Raw genomic sequence first — 23,241 nt, forward strand, 5'->3', positions numbered from 1 at the left:
CAGACGGAGGAACACCATGAACACTGAGCCCCTTCCCCTTCATTGCCCCGGATTCGAACAGCGGTGGCGGTCCCCGCTCATCTCCCCGACCTGCGGACCGCAGCAGTGCGACACCTACGCGCCCCGCTCAGCACGCCTGGATAGGTGGGGGGCATGAGCAGCGGCAGTGACGCAGACGGCATGCGTCAGGGTGCGGTGCCCGGCCCGCGCGGTGCGGAACTTCCGCTGCCGCCCGCCGCAGTACCGGGCGGGCCGCAGGACGGTGACATCGCCGACGGCCTGGAGGAGGCGTACTGGTCCGTGTACGACGGCGCGGCGTCCAAGGCCACCGTGGGGCAGATCCTCGCGCGGCTTCCGCGGATCGTGCGCCAGATCGGCCAACTGGCCTGGAACGCAGACCGGACCTCGACCGTCGCGGTGGTGGTCCTGCAGCTGGCGTCAGCCGCGATGATGGCGTTCGGGCTCATGGCTTCGGTGGCGGTGCTGCGGGAGCTGTTCGCCGAAGGGCCGACCCCGGACCGGGTGCGCGCGGCAATCCCCCAACTGCTGGTCGTCGTCGGCTTCCTTGCCGCTCGGGCGCTGCTGGAAGCCGGCGTCGCCGTTGCGCAGGCCAGGGTGACACCGAAGATCCGCACCGCGCTGGAGTGCGAGTTCCTCACCCTGACCGCCCATGTGCGGCTGGAGGTCGTCGACGACGCGGACTGGCACGACGAGGCCTACCGGGCCAACGACCGCGGCTTGTTCTACGCCCGGCAGATCGTCGGCCAGGTCGTCTCCCTGGCCGCGGCGCTGCTCGGGCTCGTGGGCACCGCCGGCGTCCTGGGCGTCCTGCACCCGGCCCTGCTGCCGCTGCTCCTGCTGTCGGTGCTGCCGGTCGGCGCGGCGGCCGTTCGTAGTGCCCGGGCCCGCTTCCACTCCTTCAAGCGGTGGAACACCCTGCAGCGCAGGGTTCGGGTCTTCTCCTGGCTGCTGCTGGAGAGGGATGCCGCCGCCGAGCTTCGCTCGGACACGGCTCAGGGCGCGCTGTTGGAGGAGCACTACGGGCTGACGACACGGATCGCCGAGGAGGACACCCGGCTGGGTGTGAGTTCGGCCAGGCTGGCCCTGGCGGGCCGGGCGGTAGGCGGGATCGGCACCGGCATCACCTACACGGCGCTCGGCGCGATGCTGATCGCAGGGTGGCTGCCCCTGGCCGCCGGGGCGGGGGCGGTCCTCGCCATCCAGGCCGCGCAGTCCTCGCTGACCCGGCTCGTCGATGTCTCCCATCTCGTCTACGAGCACGCCATGTGGGTGGACGACCTGCTCGCTTTCCAGGAACGCTGCCGCACCCTCCAGCCACGCCGCAGTGGGCTGCCCGCCCCCGAGACGGTGAAGGCCATCACGCTGGACGACGTGTCCTTCACCTACCCGGGCAAGGACGCCCCGGCGCTGAACGGCATCTCCATGACGCTGCGCGCGGGTCAGACGGTGGCGTTCGTCGGCGTCAACGGCTCCGGCAAGTCCACCTGCGCGCGGCTGCTCGCCGGGCTGTACGAGCCCCAGGACGGGGGCACGGTCTGCTGGGACGGCGTGAACGTGCTGGACATGGATGCCGAGTCGCTGCAGGCCCGGGTGGGCTGCGTGCTCCAGGACCCGGTGCGGTTTCCTTTCAGCGCGCTGGCCAACCTGACGGTCTCCCGGGGCACCCTCACCGAGGCCGACCCGCAGCGGGCCCTGGACGCGGCGCGGGCCTCCGGCGCCGAGCAGGTCATCGCCGGACTGCCCGGCCGGTGGGATGCGCTGCTGTCCAAGCGTTTCCGCGGCGGCCAGGAGCTGTCCGCCGGCCAGTGGGCGAAGGTCGCCGTCGCCCGCGGCCTGTACAAGAACGCTCCCGTCCTGCTGCTGGACGAACCGACCGCCAGCATGGACCCACGCGCCGAGCACGCCGTGTACGAGGCGGTCCTGCGGGACACCCCGCGCCCGGATCAGATCACGGTGCTGATCTCCCACCGCCTGGCGAGCGTCGTCGCCTGCGACCGCATCTTCGTCTTCGACGGCGGCCGTGTCACCGAGAGCGGCACCCACCAGGAGCTGATGAGCATCGGCGGCGAATACGCCGCCATGTTCACCCTCCAGGCCGCCGGGTACCGCGCCAGGGCCGGGGAGACGGCGTGATGCCCGACCACGCGCACCCTCGTCCCGCGCCCGCGCTGTCCGGCGCCTGGCCGGAGAACTTCACCGGCCACCGCTACGGCACCGACTGCCCGATGCGCATGAACGACTTCACCGCCGACGACATCGGCTGGGGCCTCCTTGTCCGGCGCGGAGAGGTCAGCAACGCCTGCCTGGGGGCGCAGCGGCCAGGTCTGCGTTCCGCGACGCGAAGCCGGAACGGACCGGGCTCCGGGCGGCCCACTGCGCTTCGAGGCGCTCGATCTCGGACGGCAGGAGGAGGAGCAGCTGCAGGCGGATGCCTGAGCACTGCGTCAGCTGCTGAACCCTGCCGGCCGGTCGGGGGTGCGGCAATGAATGGCGGCGAGTCGGACGTGATGGTTGTGGCGGGGATCCTGACGCTGTTCTACTGGCTCATCCCCACCGCGGTCGGCGAAGGTCCTGCGGGAACCGCGACCCGCAACTACGTGGCCCGGGACAGTGACGGCGGCCGGTGGTTCGTGAAGGCCTACCTGGCGAGCACCGATCTGGACGAGGAGCGCCGGGCGCTCGAGCTCTGCCAGTTCGCGCGGCTCGGCGGCCTGCTGGTGCCGGTGGTGCGGCAGGCCCTGGAGGGTGGCGGCCTTATCGCGGCCGCCGGCGGCATGGCGGTGCCGGTCGCGGCGTGCTTCGAGAACATGGAGACAGCGGAGGGCGGTCTGTCCGGCGATCGGTGGGCCGCGGTGGGCGAGACTGTCGGACGCCTGCACCGCATCCTGGCCCAGCACCCGGCCGGGCCTCCGCGCCGCGTGCCCGCACGGGAAGTCTGCGATGTGAAACGGGCGCGGCAGCGCCTTGACCGGCTGCTCGTCCTCTTCGCCAAGAAGCCGCCCGCCTCTGGGTTTCCTGCCTGGGCGCGCGATACGGCCGCCCGGCGGCTCGACGCGCTGCCCGCCGTGACCGCCGTGACCGCCATGATCAAAGGGCTGTGGACGTCCATGACGGTGCAGACCGTCCGCGGCGATCTGGCCTCGTCCAATCTGCTTCTTCGCGGACAGCGGGTCGCGGCATTGGTCGACTTCCGGCCGCCCGGTCACCGCAGCCCCGTCTGGGAGCTGGGGCGGATCATCCTGGACCCGCGCACCGTTCTGGCAGAGCCGCAGTGGCCGACCGGCCTGGGTGCAGCTGTCGCTGCCTATCGGGCAGCCGACCCGGCGCTGCCGGCCAAAGAACTCCTCGACGTACCCCGCCTTGCCGCCGGGTACCTGGTGTGCTCGGTGTATCCCCTGTGCGGGGCCGTCGACGACCCGGCCGCCGTGACTCCCGAACTCGCGGCGTGCAGCCCCAACCGGCAAGCGGCTATGGCCGGGCTGTGCGAGCGGCTGGTGGAAGCCGAGGAGGTGGTGCTCCATGACCTCCTCCGCTGACTCTTCCTCCGGCACCCGGCCGTCGCTGTGGCGGCACCGCGACTTTCGCCGTTACCTGAGCGGGCAGGCGGTCAGCGTGACCGGCAGCTCGATCAGCACCATGGTGATCCCCGTGCTGGCGGTGCTCGAACTGGGCGCGACCACCGCCGAGGTTGCCTGGCTGACGTTCCTGGGCCAACTGCCGCCCGCACTGATGGCGTTGCACGCCGGGGCCCTCGCCGACCGCCACTCCAAGCGGAAGCAGATGATCGCCGGCGACCTGGTCAGCGCCGCCGCGCTGGCCAGTGTGCCAGTGGCGGCCGCGCTGGACCGGCTGTCCTTGACCCAGCTCATGGTGGTCGCGGCCGTGCAGGGTGCGGCGGGGGTGCTGCACGATGCCGCCGCGATCAGTCTCCTGCCCAGCCTGGTCGACCGGTCCCTGCTCCAGCGGAGCAACAGCCGCATCGGCGGGCTGTTCGCCGTCGCCGCCACTGCGGGCAGCAACCTCGGCGCCGCCCTGACTGCGCTCCTCGGCCCGGCCCGGGCGCTTCTCGGGGACGTCCTGTCCTACCTCGTCAGCGCCTGGTGCACCGCCCGCATCCAGGCTCCCGAAAGCCCCCGGTCGGCAGCGGAGGGCCGTCGGCTGCACACCGAGATCGGTGAGGGCCTGCGCTATGTGAACGGCGACCACCGGCTGCGCACTCTGACCCTTGTCAACGCCACGACGTCGTTCGCCCTGGCGCTCCTCAATACTTTGTGGGCGCTGTACCTGCTCCGGTCCCTCGCGATGAGCGCGACCGCGTTCGGTGTGGTCCTGGGACTCGGGGCGCTGGGCGCGGCGGCGGGTGCACTGGCCGCACCGTCGCTCGCGGCGCGCTACGGGCCCGGGCCGATGATGCTCGCCGCGCTCGCGATCACTCCGCTCACCCAGGTCCCTCTGCTCCTCGCCTCCTCGGGCCTGGTCTGGCAGTTCGCCATCGGCGCCGCCCTGTTCCTTCAGCTAGCTTGCGCCGGGGCCGCGGGGACGACCCAGCGCACCATTCGCCAGGTCGTCACCGCCGACGGCATGCAGGCTCGGATGCAGGCCGTGAGTACCTGGCTCACCTCCGGTGCACGGCCGGTGGCCGCGCTCCTCGCCGGTGGTCTCGGCACGTGGATCGGCGTGCGCCCCACCCTGGGTGCCGGTACCTGCCTCCTCGTCGTCCCCCTCGTGGTCCTCTACCGCTCCCCGCTGCGCAGCCTGCTGGACATGCCCAGCTCACCCGGCATGGCTTCTCCTTCAGCCGGGGCCGTCACAGCTCCGACGCCGTCGAGGCCGATCGTCCCCGATCCTGCAGTCGCCGTGGATGTGCGGCACGACCCCTCTTCGGAAGGTGGCCCGTGAGCACGACCCCGGACACGGCCCCTAACCCGAAGCCCTCATCTGAGGGCCCGCCGCCAGGGGCGCGCCTCCTGTCCAGCACCCGCATCCCGTCCCCGACGTCCCGAGGTGATCACATGCCGCCTTCCCGCTCCCACATCCGCGCGACCATCGGGACCTATCTCAGTCGGTATGCCGGGGAACGGGAGGCCCTGGAAGGGCTGCTGCCTGTCCTCGACGGCGCCGCGGAGCCGTCCAGCCGCGCCACCCTGCCCGGTCACGTCACCTGCAGCGCGGTGGTCATCGACCGCGGCCGGCGGGTGCTCCACATCGGCCACCGGGCCACGGGACTGTTTCTCGCCCCAGGCGGCCATGTCGAGGCGGGTGACCGTACGCTCCTGGCCACGGCCGTCCGCGAGGTGTGCGAAGAGGCAGGGCTGCGCCCCGGCGACCTGTGCCTGACTCCGCAGTTCCTCGACGAGCCGATCGACGTGGACGTCCATGACATCGACGCCAACCCGGCCGAGGGCGAGGCCGCTCACCAGCACTTCGATGTCCGTTTCGCGTTCTACCTCACCGCTGAGCAACCGCCCGCGCTCGCTCTGCAGGACGAGGAAGTCGCCGGCGCGCAGTGGCTCCCGTACGCCGACGTGCGCTCCCCCACGCTGCGGGCCAAGCTGCTGACTGCCGAGCTGCATGGCCTGGATGGGCGCCCGGAGCCCGTGAGCGCCAGCGCCCTGATCCACGACGGAGCCGGCCGGTATCTCCTTCATCTGCGCGATGACCGTGAGGGCATGTGGGAGCCCTGGGTTCTGGCCCTCGTGGGAGGCAAACGGTCACGGGAGGATGCCAGCCTCGAGACGACACTGCGGCGCGAGCTCGCCGAGGAAACTCCTGGCCTGGAACCCATAGGCCTGATGCCGTTCGCCGTCCAGGAGGCGACGAGCGTCGACGGCCTGGCCGTGCCCATCCGTGTCTACGCCGGGCACTGGAGCGGTGACACCGAGACGGTGGACCTCCGCGAAGGTGTCCTGCTGACGTGGTGCACCGTGGACATGCTCGACCGGCTGCGCCTGAGCCCCGGGCTCGGTGAGCTGATCCGGCGCCACGCGGCCGAGCATCCCGCGGCGAAGGAACTGCCGGACGGTGCTGGCCCGCCGGCCGACGAGGCGCCGCCGGGGACCGAGCTGCACATCGTCGGCGTGCACCTCCATCTCCAGGACGACCAGGGGCGGATCCTCCTCGGCCTGCGCCACCCGGAGTCCGCCTTCGCGCCGGACACCTGGCACTTCCTGGCCGGTCACTGCGAGCGGGAAACGGCGATCGACTGTCTGGTTCGGGAAGCAAAGGAGGAAGCGGGCCTGATCATCGCGCCCGAGGACGTCGACCTCGTCCACACGGTGCACCACGTCGACTCCCCCGACGCCCGGCCGAGGATCGCGCTCGTCTTCCAGGCTCGCTCCTGGACTGGCAACCCGGAGGTTCTGGAACCCGACCGGTGCGTGGAGTGGCGGTGGTGGAAGCCGCAGGGCCTTCCGGCCGAGGTTGTGCCGTACACCCGCATGGCAATCGACGGGATCCTTCAAGGGCGCCGGTACTGCGAGGAGGGCTGGGGCGAGCGATGAGCACTCTGGATACCTGTCCCACCGCCGGTGATCAGGCACCAAAGCTGATCGCAGGCCCGGTCGGCGGAGCCACACCGACAAATGCGGAAGCGGATCCGGCCGCCGCGCGGGCGGAGATGGTCGCCCGGCTTGAGGAGGAAGGATCCTCTCCAAGCGCGAAGACTTCGACCGAGTCGACGCAGTACGGGCGAGCGCAGACGCGATCCTGGTCGGGGCCGGCACCCTGCGCGTCGACAACCCACGGCTCCTCGTAACTCGAAGCAGCTGCGTGCCGCCCGGGTCGCAGCAGGTCTATCCGCTGAAGGTCCACCATTACCGGCCCCGGTGACCTCGGCCCAGAGTGGAAGTTCTGGCATCACGGAGGCGAAAACCTCGTCCTGGCCGTCGGCGGGGCAGCCGCGGAGAAGGCAGGCATGGCGATGATCCTCTCTTTTGGAGGCCTAACGCCCCTTACCTACAGCTGACTTGCGGTCAGGTACTTGTCCGCTTACGGCGTTCGAGAATCTTGAGATGCCGCCACAGGCACTGCCATGGCTCCGCCCTCTTCACGCCGCACGCCATCAGGAAGGTGAGGTAGCGGGCGAGTGGTGGGAGCGTTGGTTCCTTCGGAGGCTTCGGTGCAATCACGCTGTGCCGGCTCGTCTAGTCCCCACAGCGTAAGCACCCCCAAGAGTGCCAACGTCCCCACAGCCACGCTATTCGGCACTGGCAATTCCACGACCATGGGAGCGAAGGCCACGAGGAGTGCTGCGGGACGGCGGGCGAAGCTGCGTACACCTCGTGCCGTTCGTCGGTGGTCCCTGGTCTTCGTGCGGTCCGTACGTAGACGTACTCCATGTTCGGATTCCGTTTCCGCCATGACCCGATCCTCCTCCCATAGGTTTCTTCACATCAGAAGACCAAGACCGTCACCCTCTCGTACAGGGCTCATGGGGAGGCTCACGGATTGCAGAGCACGCTCAAATCAACTCTTTTGCTCTACGCTGGAGTTGTCGCTGTGTCATCCACTGAGAGGGTCGGCCGGCGGACGGGGGGAGGTTGTCCGTTGACGACGAGAGCAACAGAAACCGGGGGCAGGACGGCTAATCGGCCGGAGAACGTACGTCTGGAAGGGCTCATCGGGGAATCCGGAATGAGCCGCAAAGGCTTTGCCTACCGACTCAACCAGCTGTGTGCCGAGCGCGGCATCCAGAGTGATTACACGCATACGTCCGTCGCCAACTGGTGCCGCCGCGGCATGCGCCCACGGTGGCCTGTGCCGGACCTCATTTGTGTGGTTCTCGCAGAGCAGCTCGGCAGGCCGGTCGGCCTCGCGGACACTGGCATGCAAGGGTTCGGAGGATCCGGGCGGGCTGGAGGCGAGGACCTCGGTGCCGGGCTGCGCTTTCCTCGCGAGCAGCGGGAGGCGCTCAGTGAGATGTCGACGTATTGGAATGCCTTGAACCGACGGAATTTTCTAGCCGCCGCCCCCTTCGCCGCCTCGGCGTTCTCCGATCCTGTCACTCGGTGGCTGGTCAGCCCCACTGAGCCGGCGGCCTCCGGCTTGGTCGCGCAGCCCGCCGCCGAGTCTCTGCTCGCGCCTGGCGGTCGCCTCACCGTCGGGCGTACGCACATCGAAGAGCTGCGGGAGGTCGCCGAGTCGGCACGTCGCTGGGACTCTCGGTTCGGCGGCGCGGCCATGAAGTCACGGTCGATCACCTCGTACCTTGACGAGCGCGTCGCACCGCTTCTGCGCGGGCGCTACTCCGCTGCCATCGGTAGTGAGCTCTTCTCCGTGACTGCGGAGATGGCACGCCTCGCGGGCTGGACGGCGTTCGATGCGGGTGAACACCAGGCTGCTCAGCGGCACTACATCCAGGCTCTGCGGCTGGCCCGTGCTGGTGGCAACGAGGACCTGGGGGCGTACATCCTGACCACCATGGCCATGCAGGCTCTGATGCGTGGTTTTTCCTCGCAGGCGATCGACATGGCGCAGGGCGCGCACGAGAGGGTTCCGGGAGCTGATCCACGGGTGCGAGGCTTTGCCAAGCTCATCGAGGCGCGGGCTCATGCTCGAGCCGGCGACGCCCGTGCAGCCGCCGACTGCCTTGCGCTGTCGGAGCGGCTGCAGGAGCATGCCGGTGATGCTGGCAGCGGCGGCTCCGAGCTGGCCTGGATTGACTTCTTCACTCGGCAGCGGATCGTCACGGACGCTGTCGAGCTCTTCCGCGACCTGGGTAACCCACGGGCGGTGTTCACCTGGCAGGCACAGGGCTCGATGCCCGGCGATGCGTTCGCCCGTTCCCGCGGTATCCGACTGTCCATGCTCGCTTCTGCGCACGCGCAGCGTGGTGACCTCGATCAGAGTCTGCGCCTGGGCCGGGAGTCCTTGGGCCTGTTCTCGCGTCTGCAGTCCGTACGTGGAGTCGATTATCTCGGCCTCTACGCCAGGTCCCTGCAGCGTTGGCAGCGGGAGCCGGCGGTTGTCTCGTACCTCGAGGACGTGCGGACGCTGGGGCGTAGCTTGACGACGGCTGCTTGAAGGACATGCCCAGGGGTGCGGTATGAAGTGGTTTGACGTTGTTTGGGCTGCGAGGGCTTCGCGTCGTACGCTCCGCGCATGAGTCGTCCTGTGAGCTTGACCCTTGCGCACAACTGCCGTGCGTACAGCATGAGCACGAGTCGCGGTGCTTTCGCAGTCCTGGACTGTGCACCTCCGCAGGGCATCTTTCACCGGGGCACGGTGCTGCTGCTCCCTGGTTTCAACGGCAGCAAGGAGGACTTTCTGCCGTTGCTCGCGCCGCTGGCTTCGGCCGGGTTCCGAGCTGTAGCAGTTGACGGGAAAGGGCAGTTCGAAAGTGGCGGGCCACGGGAGGAAGAGGCCTATACGCAGGAGAAGCTGGCAGCCGATGTCGTCGCGCAAACGGCTGTGCTCACCGCGCCTGCTGGAAGCCCGCCTGTGCATCTTCTCGGCCACTCCCTCGGAGGGCTGATCGCCCGGGCGGCTGTCCTCCATGCTGCGCCGTCATCGTGCCCCTGGGCATCTTTGTCGCTTCTCGCGTCCGGGCCGGCCTCGATCTGCCACGAACAGCAAGTACGCATCAGGCTCCTCCTCGAGGCGCTGCCCGTCCTTGGTATTGAGGCGACGTGGCTCAGGCTGTGGAAGGCCGCAGGCTACGACGAATTGCCTGCAAGTAGCGTGGAGTTCCTGCGCCGGCGCTGGCTGTCAACAGTGCCGCAGCAGCTGACGACAACTGGGCGTCAACTGCTTACTGAGCCTGACCGGGTGAACGAGCTGACCACCTCTGGCCTCCCCGTCCACGTCCTGTCTGGAACCCACGACTACGCATGGCCGGTGCCCTGGCAGGATGAAATGGCTGCACGCCTCGGCGCCCGCCGATCCGTGATCGCAGGCGGCCGCCATTCGCCCCAGGTAGAGCGCCCCGTGGAAACCGCCATGGCCCTCGTGGCCTTCTGGTGCTCAATCGGCTAGCGCATGCTGCCCTGCGTGTCACCGCCGAGCATCCAACCTGGCGGGCTCGCCCGCCAGCGTCCTGAAGCCTTTCCGCGTGATGCTGTGGATCTACTGCCTGGCAGGCTCGCTGACCGCGAGCGGGTCGCGGATACTGTCCCTGGCAGGTGGTGTTCAGCCCGACCTGTCGCAGCCCCACGGGCTGGCCCCGGCGCCATTGTGCGTGCTTCGGCTGCGCCTGGCGTGCTGCCGCGATGAGGTCCGCAGTCTCATCTTCGGCACCGCATTGGGAAAGCTCCGGCTCCCACCGTCAGCAGCACAAGTGGCAGGACCCAGGGGCGGGCGGCGAGCCAGTCCATCAGCTCGGAGACCACCCACACGATGACGCTGACGCTGCGGAGCACCTCGCCGCCGGTGTAGGCCTGCTGTGCGTGACCGAGGCTGTGCGCGTCCCCGGGCGGGGCGGCGGGCGGTCATCCGCTATTCCGGTCCCACGGGACCAGGTACGTCGCCCTGGACCGCGCTGGTCTTACCCGCTAAGAGCTGATCGGGCAGGGACACGTCTACCGCGGCCTGACGGAGGTCGTGTACGAACACGCTGCTGTTTACGGTGCCTACCACGCCCCGCCGTGCCTTCCGGTCCCGCACCGAGCTTAGCGGGAGTGCTCGGCGCGGCTGAGCAGCAGGTGAGCGGACTCCGGCCGTAGATGGTCGGAGTGTGCTCCTGCCGGATTGAGTCTGCGGCCCCGCACGAAGTGTTCGCTGGCGTCGAGGTTGACGAAGCGGTGGTTCAGGGCGTGGTGAGGATAGCGGCGGTTGGCGGGGAGCAAGCGTTGCGTTGAAGAGTGGAGCAGGTGCGATGCCGATGCCGGAGTGGCCTATGCCGGGGCGGCGTTCGGCGCGGAGGTGCCAGAACCCTGTGGCACGGTCGTAACGTGAGTGCGTGGCGACGACCGGGCCACGGAGCGTGGCAGTGGCGACTGCCGTGAAGAGGGTGGCGAAAGCGTCACGCGGTGCGGCCATCTGGAAGATGGCGAACTTTCGTACCGGTCCTGTCAGCAGGTATGTTGCGGCAGCCGTCACGCACAGGACGAGGAGATAGTCACGCACGAGTGCCTCGCAAACGGCTCACGACGAATTGTCGTTGTCGTTCGATGGCTACCTCATGCACGTAAAGTCCCCCGGCCAGCTGTCCGTCGGCGTAGGAACGCGGTCCCGCTGACGCGCAACACCATACTCACCTGCCGTGCGGCCCGGCCTGATCTTGATAAGTTCGTGCCTCCCAGTGAGGTTTACCGGGGCCTCCGAGACCGGCTCTACGGCCCCAGGTGATGGCGATCGAGTCGCCTGTGGGCGTCGACACCCCCTTCCAGGGCATCCGGCTACTGGCCCACGCGCCCCTGCTGTCCTTCGACATCGCCCCGGCTCACTGGACCAGCATGTCTACTGGCGCCTTGCCGACCGGCAGCCGTTCACCGGGACCTGCGCGAGGCTCTGGCGAAGTTCTCCGTCGTCCTGGCCGAGCAGGTCCCGCTCAGGGGCCCCTCCTGCGACTTCGCTCTCTTACTCTCCGGCGGGCTGGACTCCTCGGTGGTGGCCTATCTGCTGCGGCCGCCGATCTGCGTCAACCGCCCGCTACCCCGGCCAGGAGCGACTCGACGAATCGCGGATCGCGGCCCGGCTCGCGGCGGACAATTGAGGTCGGCGCCTGCGGGAGGCGCAGCAGGAAGACTGGCGGATCCTCGAACCGTGGATGAGCCCCAGGCGGGCGCCCGAGGGGTGCCCACCAGGGGTTAGGGGCCTGTAAGGACGAGGGCGCCCCGTGGCGGAAATCCATGAGTTCGGCGTCGTAGCACCTTGCAATCCCAGACGTGGGGGCGCAGCGGTGCCTTCGATTGCCTGGCTTGTGTACTTCGCGCTGAGGTCTGGCGGACCTCAAAGGTCCCGCCTCGGTTGTCACCTGGGACTGCCGTGCACACATCACGGGACGTTCAACGGTTGCGGCGAGAGCCGGCCGACGGATCTGAACGGCATCCCGCTCTGCCGGCAAGGTGCGTCTACCAGCGCATGTCGAGAGCGTCGAGTGCGTGGATCCGGTCGGTGGGCAGGCGTTCCTTGCGGCGGCGGGTGTTGCTGATCCACTGTCCGAGTCGTACGGGTTCTCCGTCGAGGTGTTCGACGTGGCGCTGGGGAACCTCGAGGTGGCCCTCCCGCTGGTGGAAGGCGCAGGCGGCGGCCAGGCCCTGGTCTGGCTTGCGGGCGGGCGGTTTGCGTTTCTTAGGGGACGGTCCGGTGTTCTGGGTCAGGCTGAGGCCGGCCAGGAGCTGTTGCTGGGTGGGGTGCAGGCGTTCGGGGTGCAGGCGCTGGTGGTGGAGCCACTCCCCCAGGCGGTGTCCGTCATCGGTGATGTAGTTCCGGGGCACGTCGGTCAGATGGTTGCCAGCGTTGTGGTGTCTGCGGGCGGCGTGGTAGGCGCGGTGCCAGGTCAGGGGCCAGGGCGGGTTCCAGTACGGGTCGAGGTCATGGAGGGCCTGGGCTCTGGCGGGGGTGAGGGCGTCGGCGCGTTTGCGTTGGGTGGCGAGCCAGCGGCCGAGGGCGTAGCCGTCCTGGTGGTGGTCGACGGGGGCGGCGAGGTGGCCGTGCACGGCGGCGTAGGCGGTGGCGTGGGCGAGGCCGCGTTCGAAGGCGTGCTGTTGGGGGTTCCAGATGATGCCGAGGCGTTCGAGGGCGTGGGTGCGTGCGGGGTCGAGGGCGCCGGTGGTGTGGAGGTGGCGTTGCCAGGTGAGCCAGCGGCCCAGCGGGTAGCCGTCGGGGTCTTCGTGGGTCTGGGGGGCGTCGAGGTGGTGGTGGGTGCGGTGGTAGCGGCGGGCGGCGGTGAGGCCGCGGCGCCATTCGGCGCTTTTGGGGTTGAGGACGCGCAGGGTGAGGGCGAGGGCGACTTCTTCTTGCTGGGTGGGGCGTTCGAAGTGGAGCCAGGCGCACGGGTCTTCGGACCCGAGGGTGGGGCGGTGGGTGCGGGGGTCCGCGAGGCGTGCGGTGAGGCGTTCGTCGTGGGCGCGCAGGGCTTGGACGGTGCGCCACAGGGGGGTGTAGGCGTCGGCGCCGAGGAGGTCGTCGGGGTCTTCGTCGGGGGTGAGGTAGACGGGGACGATGAGGGTGGCTTTTTTGCCGGCGCCGGGGGTTTGGCGCAGTGCGCGGCCGACGGCTTGGACGGTGTCGACGGGGCTGTTCTTGGGGTCGGCGAAGACGACGGCGTCGATGGCGGGGACGTCGATGCCTTCGCCCAGGACGCGGGCGTTGGACAGGACGGCGGGTTGTTCGGGGTGGGTGTGGGTGGCGAAGTCGAGGAGGATGCGCCGGCGGGTGCGGGGCGGGTGGGTGCCGCTGATCCACTGGGACCACAGGCCCTCGGGCTGCAGGTCTGCGGGGAGGGCGGCTGCGGTGTCGGGGAGGGTGGTCGCGAACGCGCGGGCGTCCTGGACGCGGTGGTGGAAGGTCAGGACGCGGCGTAGCCGGTGATCGTGGATGGCTCTGAGGACGGCGACTTGGTGTCCGGCGAGGCGTAGTCCGTCGGCGCCTGCGCCGGGACTGGTGGCGAGCCAGTCGCGCAGGTCGGTGTTCTGGATGACGGGGACGAGGATCTGGTAGTCCGCGAGGAGGCCGAGGTCGATGGCGTCGGAGAGGGTCAGGCGCCAGGCGACGGGGCCGAAGAGGGTTTCGTCGTCCATGGAGGCGACGGGGATGTCGCTGTGGTCGGTGTCGGGATCCCAGACGCGGGGGGTGGCGGTCAGGTACAGGCGGCGGGTGGCGGGGACCTGGTCGTCGTGGTGGATCCCGGCCCAGGCTTTGCCGAGGCGGCCTGCGGTGCGGTGGGCTTCGTCGACGACGACGAGGTCCCAGGGCGGCAGGTGGTGGTCGCGGTGGGCGGCGACGACGGTGGGCAGGGAGGCGTAGGTGGCGTAGACGGTCACCGGGCCGGTGGGCGGTGCGAGTTCGGACAGCTCGGCGGGCTTCGTCGTCATGGGGAGGTTGCCGGCGGAGGGGTGTTCCATGGCCTGGCGGGCGGAGCAGACGGCTACCGCCGGCCCTTTGTGGCCGGCGGTGTGCCAGGAACGCACCGTCTGGGAGAGCAGGTCCAGTGTCGGCACCAGGACGAGGACGCGCCCGCGGGGGGCGAGGCGGGCGGTGGTGCGGGCGGCGATCAGGGTTTTTCCGGTGCCGCAGGCGGCGATCACGCTTGCCCGCGGGTGGGTGCGCAGCGTTTTGACCGCGGCGGTGACGGCTTCTTTCTGGTGGGGGCGGAGTTCGATCGCGGCGCTCTGCATGCTCTCCTGGCCGGTTTTTGGTGGGGTGGTCTTCTTGCGTGCCGCGGGTGCGGCGAGGCGTGTCGGTGGGGTTTCTGTGCGGTGGGTCTGACGTTACAGATCGGTGCTGATGAGCGGGCGGAGGGTGGAGCCGTTGCGGTTTTTCAGCACGTTGAGCTGGCTGGGGATTCGGCGGCTGAGTTCGGCGACGTGGCTGACGATGCCCACCGCGCGGTTCCCGGCGCGTAGTTGGTCCAGGACGTCCATGACTTCTTGCAGGTTCTGTTCGTCGAGGGTGCCGAAGCCTTCGTCGATGAACAGGGTTCCCAGGGGGCGGCCGCTGGCTTCCTGGGTGACGACGTCGGCCAGGCCGAGGGCGAGGGCGAGGGAGGCGGTGAAGGTTTCGCCGCCGGAGAGGGTGGAGGTTTCGCGTTCGGTGCCGGTCCAGGTGTCGAGGATTCTCAGTCCCAGGCCGGACTTGAGGCGTCCACGGCGGCCTGCGTCCTTGTCGGCGGTGTGCTGGAGGAGGTAGCGCTCCGAGGTCATGGCCTGGAGCCGGATGTTGGCTGCCTCGGCGATCTCTTCGAGGCGGGCGGCCAGGACGTAGGCCTCGAGTTCCATGCTGAGGGTGTTGGCGGTGGTGGTGGCGGAGGCGATGCCGGCCAGGCGGTCGGCCAGGGCGTGGCGGGCTTGCAGGGGTTCCAGGTCGTTGAGGCGGGCTGTGAGGGTGGAGATCAGTTCGGTCAGTGCGGTGACCCGGTGACCGGCCTGCTGGCGGGTGGCTGCGGTCTCCTTCATGCGGTCTTCGGCCTCGAGCAGGACTTTGGCGGCGGCTGGGAGGTCGGCGGGGGGCTGGAGGCCGGCTTCCTGCAGGTTCGGGGTTTTCAGGAGGTCGGTGACGACGGCGTCGTCCTTGCCCCACTGGTCGAGTTCCTGGCTCCACTGGTCGAGGAGCTGCGGGTTTTTGAGGGCGGCGGTTGCCTTCTCGAGAGTCAGGAACCCCGCGTCGTGGGCGGTGGTGGTGGCGGTGGTCGTCGCGTCATGGTGGCGGGAGGCTGCGTCGGCTGCCTTCCGGGCGGCGTCGATCGCGCCGGACAGGTTTTTGGCGGTGCGGCTGAGTTCGGTGATGCGCTCGCCGAGGGTGGTGGCGGTGCCGCGTGCTGCGGCCAGGGTGTCGGCGAGAGCGCTCTGCTGCTGGGCCAGGGTTTTGATGCGTGCCAGGCATTCGGTCACGCGGTCCTGGGCTTGTTGGCGCTGCTGGGTGCGGGTGTCGTGCTCTGTGCGGAGGTGGGTCAGGGTCTCCTGGGCTGCGGGCAGTGCGCCGGCGGCGTCGCATGCGGCCCGGTGGGCTGCCTTGGCCGTTTTGAGCTGGGTCTTGAGCTCGTCGCTGGGAGTGGGGCCTGCTGCTCCGGCTGCTTCGGCGTGCTGGGTGGCGAGCTCGTTGTGGCGGCGGCCGGCCTGCGTGTGCAGCGTGTCGGCCTGTTCGTAGAGAGTGCGGGCCTTCTCCTCGTCCTGGCGTGTGGGCTGGTCGGGGAGGAGTCGGGCCGGGTTGGGGTGTTCGGGTGAGCCGCAGACCATGCACGGCGCACCGTCGACGAGTTCAGCGGCCAGCTCCCCCGCCATGCCGTCCAGGCGGCGTTCACGCAGGTCGAGCCACCGCGTTTTGGCTTCGAGGGCTTCAGCGGCACGGTCGGTTGCCGCTTGTGCGGCCGAAGCGAGTTCGGTGGTGAGCGTGTCGCGAAGGCGTGCGGCTTTGAGGTGGGCGTTGAGTGTCTGGATGACCTGTTCGTGTTGCGGTACCTGGTCGGCGGCTTTGGTCATGTCGCTCAGGAGGCTGGTGTGTTCGGCCTCCAGGTCAGGCCATACGGCCAGCCATTGCCCGGCTTCCTCGAGGTCGGCTTGCGCCTGCTCTGCCTCGGTGCTGAGCTCGGTGATCTGGGCACCGAGCTGTGCGTGGCGCTGCTCGTCGGGCAGCAGCCCTTCGACGCGGCCCCTCTCAGCGTGGTGCTGTTCCAGGGTGGCCTGCAGCTGGGGAACGCCAGCACGACGGTCTTCCTCGGGCAGCTGGGTGCGGGCCTGGTCTTCGGCTGTCGTGGCCGTTTCCAGGACACGTGAGGTGTGCTTCACGGCCTCCAGGAGGGGGCGCAGCCGTTCGGCGCGCCGGCCGTTGTCGAGTTCGGTGCGCAGTTGTGGGTGGTGGGCGGACTTGTCGTCGAGTGCTGTGCGGCGCGCTTGGGCTTGGGCGTGCTGGGTCTGTCGGCCTGCGAGTTCGTGCGTGTGCTGGTGTTCGGTCTTGGCGTGCTGGTGTCGGGCGTCGCTGCGTTCCTCGTCGGCCACCGCCTCGGTGTGGGCGTTGACGGCGAGGGCGTGCAGGTGCTGGGCCCGGGGCAGGAGGTCGGCGGGGTCCTGGGTGTCGGGTAGGGCGGCCTCTCCGGTGCTGGTGCCGTCTTGGTGGAGGAGGGGGCCGGCTTCCTGGTGGATGCGTTCGCTGAGGTGGTGCAGGGTGGCCGTGACGTCGTCGAGGTCCTTCTTGGTGGCTTTGCTCCGGTCGGTGAGCCACGTCTGGAGTTCCTGGAAGCGTCCGGTGTCGAAGAGGCGGCGCAGCAGCACGGTGCGGTCCTTGGCGTCGGACCGCAGGAAGGTGGCGAAGTCGCCCTGGGGCAGGAGGACGACCTGGCAGAACTGTTCTTTGGACAGTCCCAGGGCTGCTTCGATCTCTCTGGCGGTGTCCTGGTGGTTGGCGCTGACCGGCTCCCACCCTGTGCCGCCGTCGGTGTCGGTGTGCTGGTGCAGTTCGACGGTGGCTTCGGCGGTGGCGGTGCCGGTTTTGGCGCGTTTGCTGGGGTAGGTCTGCTTGGGCTTTCGTGTGATCCTGAGGCGGCGTCCGGCGGCGGTGAACTCCAGGATGACGTGGGTGCGTGTGCCGGTGGGGGCGTGGTCGCTGCGCAGGCGGTGGGTGGGGCGGATGCCGGGCACGGTGCCGTAGAGGGCGAAGCATACGGCGTCCAGGATGCTGGTCTTGCCTGCGCCGGTGTCTCCGCGCAGGAGGAACAGGCCGTTGCTGGTCAGGGTGTCGAAGTCGACGGATTCTGTGCGGGCGAAGGGTCCGAAGGCCTGGACGGTCAGGTGGTGGAGGTACATCAGCTGGCCTCTCGCTGGGCGGCTGCGGTACGGACGCTTTCGAGTCCTTCTTGCAGCAGGTTCTGCTCCGTGACGGTGGCGGGGACGCCGGTGACGTGGTCGAGGAACCCGAGGGTGATCTCGTGGTCGCTGCGGCCGTTGACGCGGGAGCGGTAGGACTGGGTGTCGGTGTCCCGCTGGTGGGAGAAGCTCAGCTTCAACGTGTGGGGGAAGCGCTCTCGCAGGCGTTCCATGGCCATGTGGGGCCGGTCGGTGTCGGTGAGCGTGATGTGCAGCCAGCAGTCCTCGTAGTCGGCGTGCTCGGGCTGGGTGAGGAGGTTGTTCAGCGTGCCGGTCAGCTGGCGCAGGCGGCGGGGCACGGGGCACGGGATCTTGCGGGCCGTCAGGACGGTGCCGGCGCCCAGGTCGATCAGCCAGGTGGCTTTGGGGTGGCCGGCTTCGGAGAATGAGTAGGCCAGGGGGGATCCGCTGTAGCGGATGCGTTCGCTGATCTGCTGGCATCGGTGCAGGTGTCCCAGTGCCACGTAGTCGACTCCGGTGAACACGGAGGCGCTGACCGAGGGGACGCCGCCGGCGGTGATGTCGCGCTCGCTGTCGCTGGTGTCGGCTCCGGTCACGAAGGCGTGGGCCAGGACGACGGAGCGGGTGTTGGCCGGGCGGGCCGCGAGATCGGTGCGGACCTTGTCCATCGCCGCGCTGAGCACAGCGTGATGGCTGGGCTTGTCGGCCCCGAGATGCGTGTGGACGAGGCCGGGCTCGAGGTAGGGCAGTCCGTAGAAGGCGACGGGTCCGTGTTCGTCGTGCAGGACGGCGGGGCGGCCGCAGTCCTGCACGCTGGTGCGCAGGTGGATTCCCGCGCGCTCGATCAGCCGCGAGTTGACGCCCAGCCGGCGCGGTGAGTCATGGTTCCCGCTGATCATGACCAGGGGAATCTGCAGGTCGGCCAGTTCTTCCAGGACCCAGTTGAACAGGTCGATCGCGTCCAGAGGCGGGATGGCACGGTCGAACACGTCGCCCGCCACGGTCACCGCCTCGACGCGCTCCTGGCGCACCGTGCTCAGCAGATGTTCGAGGAAGGCGCGCTGCTCCGCGAGAAGGGACACGCGATGCAGTTGACGGCCGAGATGCCAGTCCGAGGTGTGCAAGATCCGCATAGACGCAGACGTTAACCATCTGGACGGGTGTTACGGACGGCTTTCCCGATAAACGGCCTTCGTCATGACTCTGAACAGGTACACGAAGAAAGGTTCCCCTCCAGGCACCGCGAGGGAGGCGGTCAAGGATGCCGGCCGCGACCTCGCAGTCACACCGGGGCACGCAGGCTGACGCGATCTCGAGCGGGCGCCCCCCTGGACAGTGCTACCGGACGCAGGAGGCTGTGCCGGGCGAATCGGGTAGTCGCCCATCGCTCACGAACCCGATGCGGTGTCTGTGCGGGATGGGGGCTGGTTCGTCGAATGCTCACCAGGAGCGTTCGAAGATTTCCTCGAAGATGATGTTCCACTCCGGTACGGGATCCTCGAAGGGAGTGTCGTCGAACTGCTTGATCTTGTCATGTATCTGCTGCGCGAGAGCTTCTTCGTCGTCGGCCCCGTCACGCTCGGCATAGGCATGCAGCGCGCAGAGGCTCTAGACCAGGGACTCGGCGTCGCGGTGGATGAGCAGGTGCCGTGCAGTGCCTTCCGGGAAGGCGTAGATGCGTTCGGTGCCGGGGCCAGGGCCAGGATCGAGTCGTTGGAGCAGCCCGGGACGAGCCAGTTCTGCGCCTCAGCGGGGTAGGGGCGCCCGGTGGATGCGAGGAACCCGCCGAGGTGCACGGATTCCTGACCGGGATTTTTACGTCCAAGCGCGAAAGGAACGAGGTCGTCGTGCGGGAGGCCCACGCCGTGCAGGATGCGCATCGAGCGTGACAGCTCGGCAGGATCCTGTTGTGCCTCTCGGGGGAACATGACGGTTCCCCCGAGTCCGAACAGGCGGATGATCTCGTCCGAACTGACGCAGTAGCTCATGGTTGACCTCACTCGTGCCGGCGTCAGCGGCCGTGCGCCGTCTTCGGCTTGTCCACGTAGGCTGCCAACAACGACGCCGCGCAACCCATGACCGCGTATTGCTCCTCAATGTGATCTCAGGGTCAAGGGCACATCCGGGCCTGCCCTCGCCGTGCCCCGGTTGGGTGCGCAGGCTGCGGCCGGTGGCCGGCTTCGAGGTCAGCGTGGGCGCCAGGTGCGGATCTCCAGGTGGGTGATGTGGGCGCCGGGGTGGATACGGCCGGTGTCGAGGAGCCATTGGTGGATGGCGGCGGTGACGTCTCCACCGCTCCGGTCGACGCGGCGGGCGAAGTCCGTGGCGTCGAACCCGCCGGTCGCGGCGGACCCGTAGGAGCGCTCTTCGGTGTGGTCGGTGCGCTGGATGACGTCGCGGCGGATGCCGGGTGAGTCGGTGCGGCTTCCGGAGGCGTGGACGTAGCCGGTCCCGGCGAGGCGCACGGTGAAGGCCAGGCGCAGGCCCTGGCGGGCGGCTTCGGCGATGAGAGGGCGCAGGCGGGCGGATCCGGAGGCGATGGCCTGTGCTCCGGCACGGCCGGTGCCGGTGCCGGAGGGGGTGATCAGCAGTGCTTTGGTGCGGACACGGGCTCTGGTGCCGGCGGCGGTGGTGCGGCGGGTGATGTGCCCGGCGGCGATGGCCGCGAGTTCGGCGGTGTCGGTGATTCCTGCGCTCCGGATCGCGGCGAGGACCTGGGTGAGGGCGGGTACGAAGGCTGCGCCTTTGTTCTTTGTGTAGAACTGGGAGACGAGGGAGGGGTCTCGGTTGATGATGCGGGCGATGTCGCGTTTGGTGTAGCCGGCCGCCTGGAGCCGGTCGGCGAGCTGGGCTGCTTCGTTGTGGTGCGGTGCGGGGGCGCGTCGGCGGCGGGGCGGCATCAGGACCCCTCGTTGTTGCTCGTGGTCTGCGGTGTGGCGCGGCCCTTGTCGCGCAGGGTCAGGAGTTCGTCCTCTGTGGCGGGGGCGGTGAGGGGGCCGGTGAGGTGGCCCTTGTTCAGGTAGTCGCCCGGTTGTCCGTGGTAAGGCCAGGCCTGGGGCTGGGTGAGGTAGACGGCGTCGGTACGGAAGGCGACGACACTGCCGGGCGGGGCGTGGAGGGCTCCTGCGTAGGTGTCGTCGTCGCGGTGGCGCTGGGAGAGCAGGGCGGCCCTGGCGGAGGACCAGATGTGGGCGGCCCATTCGGGGTGGGCGTTGGGGTCGCGGGTGAATCCGGTGGGGCGTTGCCAGGTGATGGTCTGGTCGTCGAAGCCGATGATCTCGGCATCGGTGGGGACGTCACGTTCTGCGGTGCGGGGGGTGGTGCCGGTGACGGTGCGGGGGCGTTGGGCGAAGGCGCCGATGCCGTAGAGGAGGATGGCGCGCACCGCCCGGGCTGCGAGGTGTGCGGCGGTGCGCTGGGCGGGATCGCCGTTGAGGTCGGCCTGGGCGGTGAGGGAGGACCAGGCTTCTTTGAGCTTCTTGGACCAGTCGTCCAGGGGCTTGCCGTCGTCGAAGAGGATGCCGTCGAGGATTTCGACCTTCCACGGGCTGCGTGGGTTGGACAGAGCGGTGTGGATTTCGGGCCCGCCCGCCCAGGTCGTGAACGTGGTGCCGGGGGTGGCGGGGTAGTGCCAGGCCCGGTCGCCGGGGGCGGGTGCGGGGAGAATTCCGACGTGGTCCCAGGTCTGGGGGACGGTGACGCGGACGTGCCAGTGCCCGCAGGCGAACAGCGCTTTGGCCTGTTCCTTTTCCGACCAGGTGGCGAACCTTGCGGCGGTGACACGGCGGGGGGTTCCGATGCCGGCTTTCCAGGTGTGCTTGGCATAGGCGAAGGTCCGGTCGTACTCGACCAGGGCGGGGAGCTGCTCAGGGACACGGGGCGGGGTGAGGAGTTCGGTGCGTCCCTGTCCGGCGGTCGCGTGGAAGAGGCTGCGCAGCTCTTCGGACAGGACCGGGTAGCCGTCGGCGTACTGGCCCTTGGTGGGGATGGTGCGGGTCCACAGGTCCCGGCCTGTCTGGGACGGTGAGCCCATCAGGACGGCGTCGGGCCAGTGGCGGCGCAGGGCTGTCCACAGCAGGACGAACGCGTCGCGGATGACGGCGGGCTCGGTGCCCTCGGTGTCGAACCACTCCCCCGCCGAGCGGATCTCGACGTGCTGTTCGCCCTGTTCGCGCTGGTAGCGGCCGACAGGGTTGCGGGGGTGGACGAAGTGGCCGGCCATGCGGTCCTTGCCGCGGCCGGTGTCCGTGCGCCAGCCGGGTGTGGGGGCGTTCAGCCAGGCTCCGACGGCGTCCTTGAGGAAGGGGTGCTGGTCGGCCTGGCGGTGCCAGGGGGAACCTGCGGTGATGTAGATCCGCTCGACGCCGTCGGGCAGGGCGTGGAAGACGGAGTTCAGGATTTCTGCGGCGCTGGCGGTCGGCAGGTCGAGGCGGAACGTCTGGTCGCGGTGGACCAGCACACCGGCCTCGGTGTCGAAGAAGACGGTGCTGCGGGCCTGCTGGGTGAAGTTCGGGTGCGTGGAGGCCAGGTTCGCCGTGTGGGCGAACCAGCGGTCCCCGTCGGGGCCTTCTGGGATGCCAGGCAGGGTGCGCTGCGCTCCATGGGCCGCGAGAGGAGCAGCTGCGCCGGGGGCCGGCTCAGAAGGCGGCGCTGAAGGGGCTGCGGGCGGTTCGGGTTCCGCTGCCGGTTCGGGGCTGGGGCGGGTCATGGCCGGGGCGGCCGTGCCCGCCTGGGGCGGGGTCTGTCCGTGTCCGGTCCCGCTGGGCGGTGCTGTCTCCCTGGCGGGCACTGGCGGTGAGACAGCTGCGGCGGTCTGGGCTGTTGGTGCAGCGTTGGTGAGCTGGTCGGGGGCGAGGATCGGGGCGATCGCCACGACGTCAGCGAGGCTGAGTCCGGCTGCGGGCGCGATGCGCTCCGCCTTCGCCTTCTCGTATCCGGCCAGTGCGGTGATCTGCCGGGCACGGTCGGTCTCGAGTTTGGCGAGGGTGGCCTGGGTCTTCTTGATGTCGTCGCGCAGGGCACGCAGCTCGGCCAGCTGTGCGGTGTAGGTCTTTGCGTCCATCACGATCCCTTGTGCCTGCGGGTCAGTTGGCGGAACTGCTACGAGTGGTGACGTACGCGATCGCGCCGCTCGACTGCGAGGGCAAGCGGGCACCCAGAAGGAGATCCGCAATGTCCCGGTCATTTTGCTGCGGTGCGGTCAGGTGCTTTACAGGGGTGGCCAGGTCGGTGATGTGTCCGGCCAGGACTGCGTCCGGAAAGGCGTGCCGTCCCCCGTCGCCTTTCTCCCACCTGTCCAGGCCGGTAAGGACGGCCACCACGTAGCCCGACACTGTCACCGGCAGCACTCCCCCGGCCGCGACGCTCGCGGCATCACAGCGCCACCAGCCCTTCAAGCCCTTGAGCAGGTCATCGGGGTCAAGGTCTGCCGCGTAACCGGCCCATTGCCGGTCGGCGTCATGGACTTGTTGTGCCGCGTCGACACGCAGGACCCCGAGCAGGTCCGCGTCCAGGCGGTCCACAAGTGCAGGGGCGCGTTTCTGCAGTGCCTGGACGACCCAAAGCGGCGTCATCACGCGAACACCACGCCGGGAAAGTTCGGGCAGTACGCCTGCCCTGATGAGACGACGGTATGTGGTAATCGCACAGCCGAGTTCTTCTGCGGCCTGTCCGGTGGTCAGCAGCATGGCCTGCCTCCTCGGATCCGGGCGTTGCCGCGCTTGGACGCTATCGGCACACCCACCACACGCGCAAGTCTGATCAGATATCTGATTCTAGTTTGTGTAGCCCTTGGGCGGGGCCG

At 69.3% G+C, this 23,241-nt stretch carries 15 protein-coding genes; 8 read left to right on the plus strand and 7 right to left on the minus strand.

Annotated features, from left to right (window positions below; translation table 11 throughout):
- The first annotated feature begins 153 nt into the window (after positions 1–153).
- The 7 genes from HED23_RS15575 to HED23_RS15605 all read left to right on the plus strand — a co-directional run bounded on the left by HED23_RS15575 (position 154) and on the right by HED23_RS15605 (position 9,993).
- Positions 154–2,154, plus strand: coding sequence for an ABC transporter ATP-binding protein (locus HED23_RS15575; protein ID WP_203184015.1), 2,001 nt, complete (start codon positions 154–156; stop codon positions 2,152–2,154).
- A 350-nt stretch (positions 2,155–2,504) separates the two neighbouring features.
- The gene (locus HED23_RS15580) at positions 2,505–3,557 is read left to right on the plus strand and encodes a phosphotransferase (RefSeq protein WP_203184016.1); all 1,053 of its coding nucleotides are present in this window, start codon (positions 2,505–2,507) and stop codon (positions 3,555–3,557) included.
- Complete coding sequence (locus HED23_RS15585) at positions 3,541–4,920, plus strand: MFS transporter (protein WP_203184017.1); 1,380 nt, start codon at positions 3,541–3,543, stop codon at positions 4,918–4,920. Before HED23_RS15580 ends, HED23_RS15585 begins: the two co-directional genes overlap by 17 nt.
- A gap of 113 nt (positions 4,921–5,033) precedes the next feature.
- Positions 5,034–6,521 (plus strand): NUDIX domain-containing protein, encoded by a 1,488-nt coding sequence (locus HED23_RS15590; protein WP_203184018.1) that lies wholly within the window; start codon positions 5,034–5,036, stop codon positions 6,519–6,521.
- Between the two features lie 202 nt (positions 6,522–6,723).
- Positions 6,724–6,849 carry a hypothetical protein gene (locus HED23_RS36075; protein WP_420803081.1) on the plus strand — a complete coding sequence of 42 codons (126 nt, stop codon included), beginning with the start codon at positions 6,724–6,726 and terminating at the stop codon, positions 6,847–6,849.
- 804 nt (positions 6,850–7,653) lie between these two features.
- On the plus strand, positions 7,654–9,042 hold the full coding sequence (locus HED23_RS15600; RefSeq protein WP_238441968.1) for a sporulation protein: 1,389 nt from the start codon (positions 7,654–7,656) through the stop codon (positions 9,040–9,042).
- A gap of 78 nt (positions 9,043–9,120) precedes the next feature.
- Positions 9,121–9,993 (plus strand): alpha/beta fold hydrolase, encoded by an 873-nt coding sequence (locus HED23_RS15605; RefSeq protein ID WP_203184019.1) that lies wholly within the window; start codon positions 9,121–9,123, stop codon positions 9,991–9,993.
- 632 nt (positions 9,994–10,625) lie between these two features.
- On the opposite strand, the gene HED23_RS15610 is transcribed toward HED23_RS15605, so the two are convergent.
- From HED23_RS15610 to HED23_RS15625, 4 genes are all read right to left on the minus strand, one after another.
- Positions 10,626–10,802, minus strand: coding sequence for a hypothetical protein (locus HED23_RS15610; RefSeq protein ID WP_203184020.1), 177 nt, complete (start codon positions 10,800–10,802; stop codon positions 10,626–10,628).
- Between the two features lie 1,227 nt (positions 10,803–12,029).
- On the minus strand, positions 12,030–14,297 hold the full coding sequence (locus HED23_RS15615) for a DEAD/DEAH box helicase (RefSeq protein WP_203184021.1): 2,268 nt from the start codon (positions 14,295–14,297) through the stop codon (positions 12,030–12,032).
- A 93-nt stretch (positions 14,298–14,390) separates the two neighbouring features.
- Positions 14,391–17,417, minus strand: a complete 3,027-nt coding sequence (locus HED23_RS15620) for an AAA family ATPase (protein WP_203184022.1) — start codon at positions 17,415–17,417, stop codon at positions 14,391–14,393.
- Positions 17,417–18,571: an exonuclease SbcCD subunit D gene (locus tag HED23_RS15625; RefSeq protein WP_203184023.1), complete on the minus strand. Its 1,155-nt coding sequence runs from the start codon at positions 18,569–18,571 to the stop codon at positions 17,417–17,419. Before HED23_RS15625 ends, HED23_RS15620 begins: the two co-directional genes overlap by 1 nt.
- A gap of 400 nt (positions 18,572–18,971) precedes the next feature.
- On the opposite strand from HED23_RS15625, the gene HED23_RS36080 reads away from it, so the two are divergent.
- Positions 18,972–19,196, plus strand: coding sequence for a hypothetical protein (locus HED23_RS36080; RefSeq protein ID WP_203184024.1), 225 nt, complete (start codon positions 18,972–18,974; stop codon positions 19,194–19,196).
- Positions 19,197–19,624: 428 nt separating this feature from the next.
- Here HED23_RS36080 and HED23_RS15635 read toward each other — a convergent pair whose 3' ends face one another.
- Genes HED23_RS15635 through HED23_RS15645 form a run of 3 tightly spaced genes read right to left on the minus strand, consistent with a single transcriptional unit; the run spans position 19,625 to position 23,125 of the window.
- Positions 19,625–20,338 carry a helix-turn-helix domain containing protein gene (locus HED23_RS15635; protein WP_203184025.1) on the minus strand — a complete coding sequence of 238 codons (714 nt, stop codon included), beginning with the start codon at positions 20,336–20,338 and terminating at the stop codon, positions 19,625–19,627.
- Entirely contained in the window at positions 20,338–22,500 is a 2,163-nt protein-coding gene (locus HED23_RS15640) for a hypothetical protein (RefSeq protein ID WP_203184026.1), read from the minus strand. The genes HED23_RS15635 and HED23_RS15640 overlap by 1 nt, the downstream gene beginning before the upstream one ends.
- Before the next feature lie 22 nt (positions 22,501–22,522).
- Complete coding sequence (locus HED23_RS15645; RefSeq protein WP_203184027.1) at positions 22,523–23,125, minus strand: helix-turn-helix domain-containing protein; 603 nt, start codon at positions 23,123–23,125, stop codon at positions 22,523–22,525.
- Positions 23,126–23,241 lie beyond the last annotated feature (116 nt).

The organism is Streptomyces pratensis, from assembly GCF_016804005.1.
GTDB classification, from domain to species: Bacteria; Actinomycetota; Actinomycetes; order Streptomycetales; family Streptomycetaceae; genus Streptomyces; species Streptomyces pratensis_A.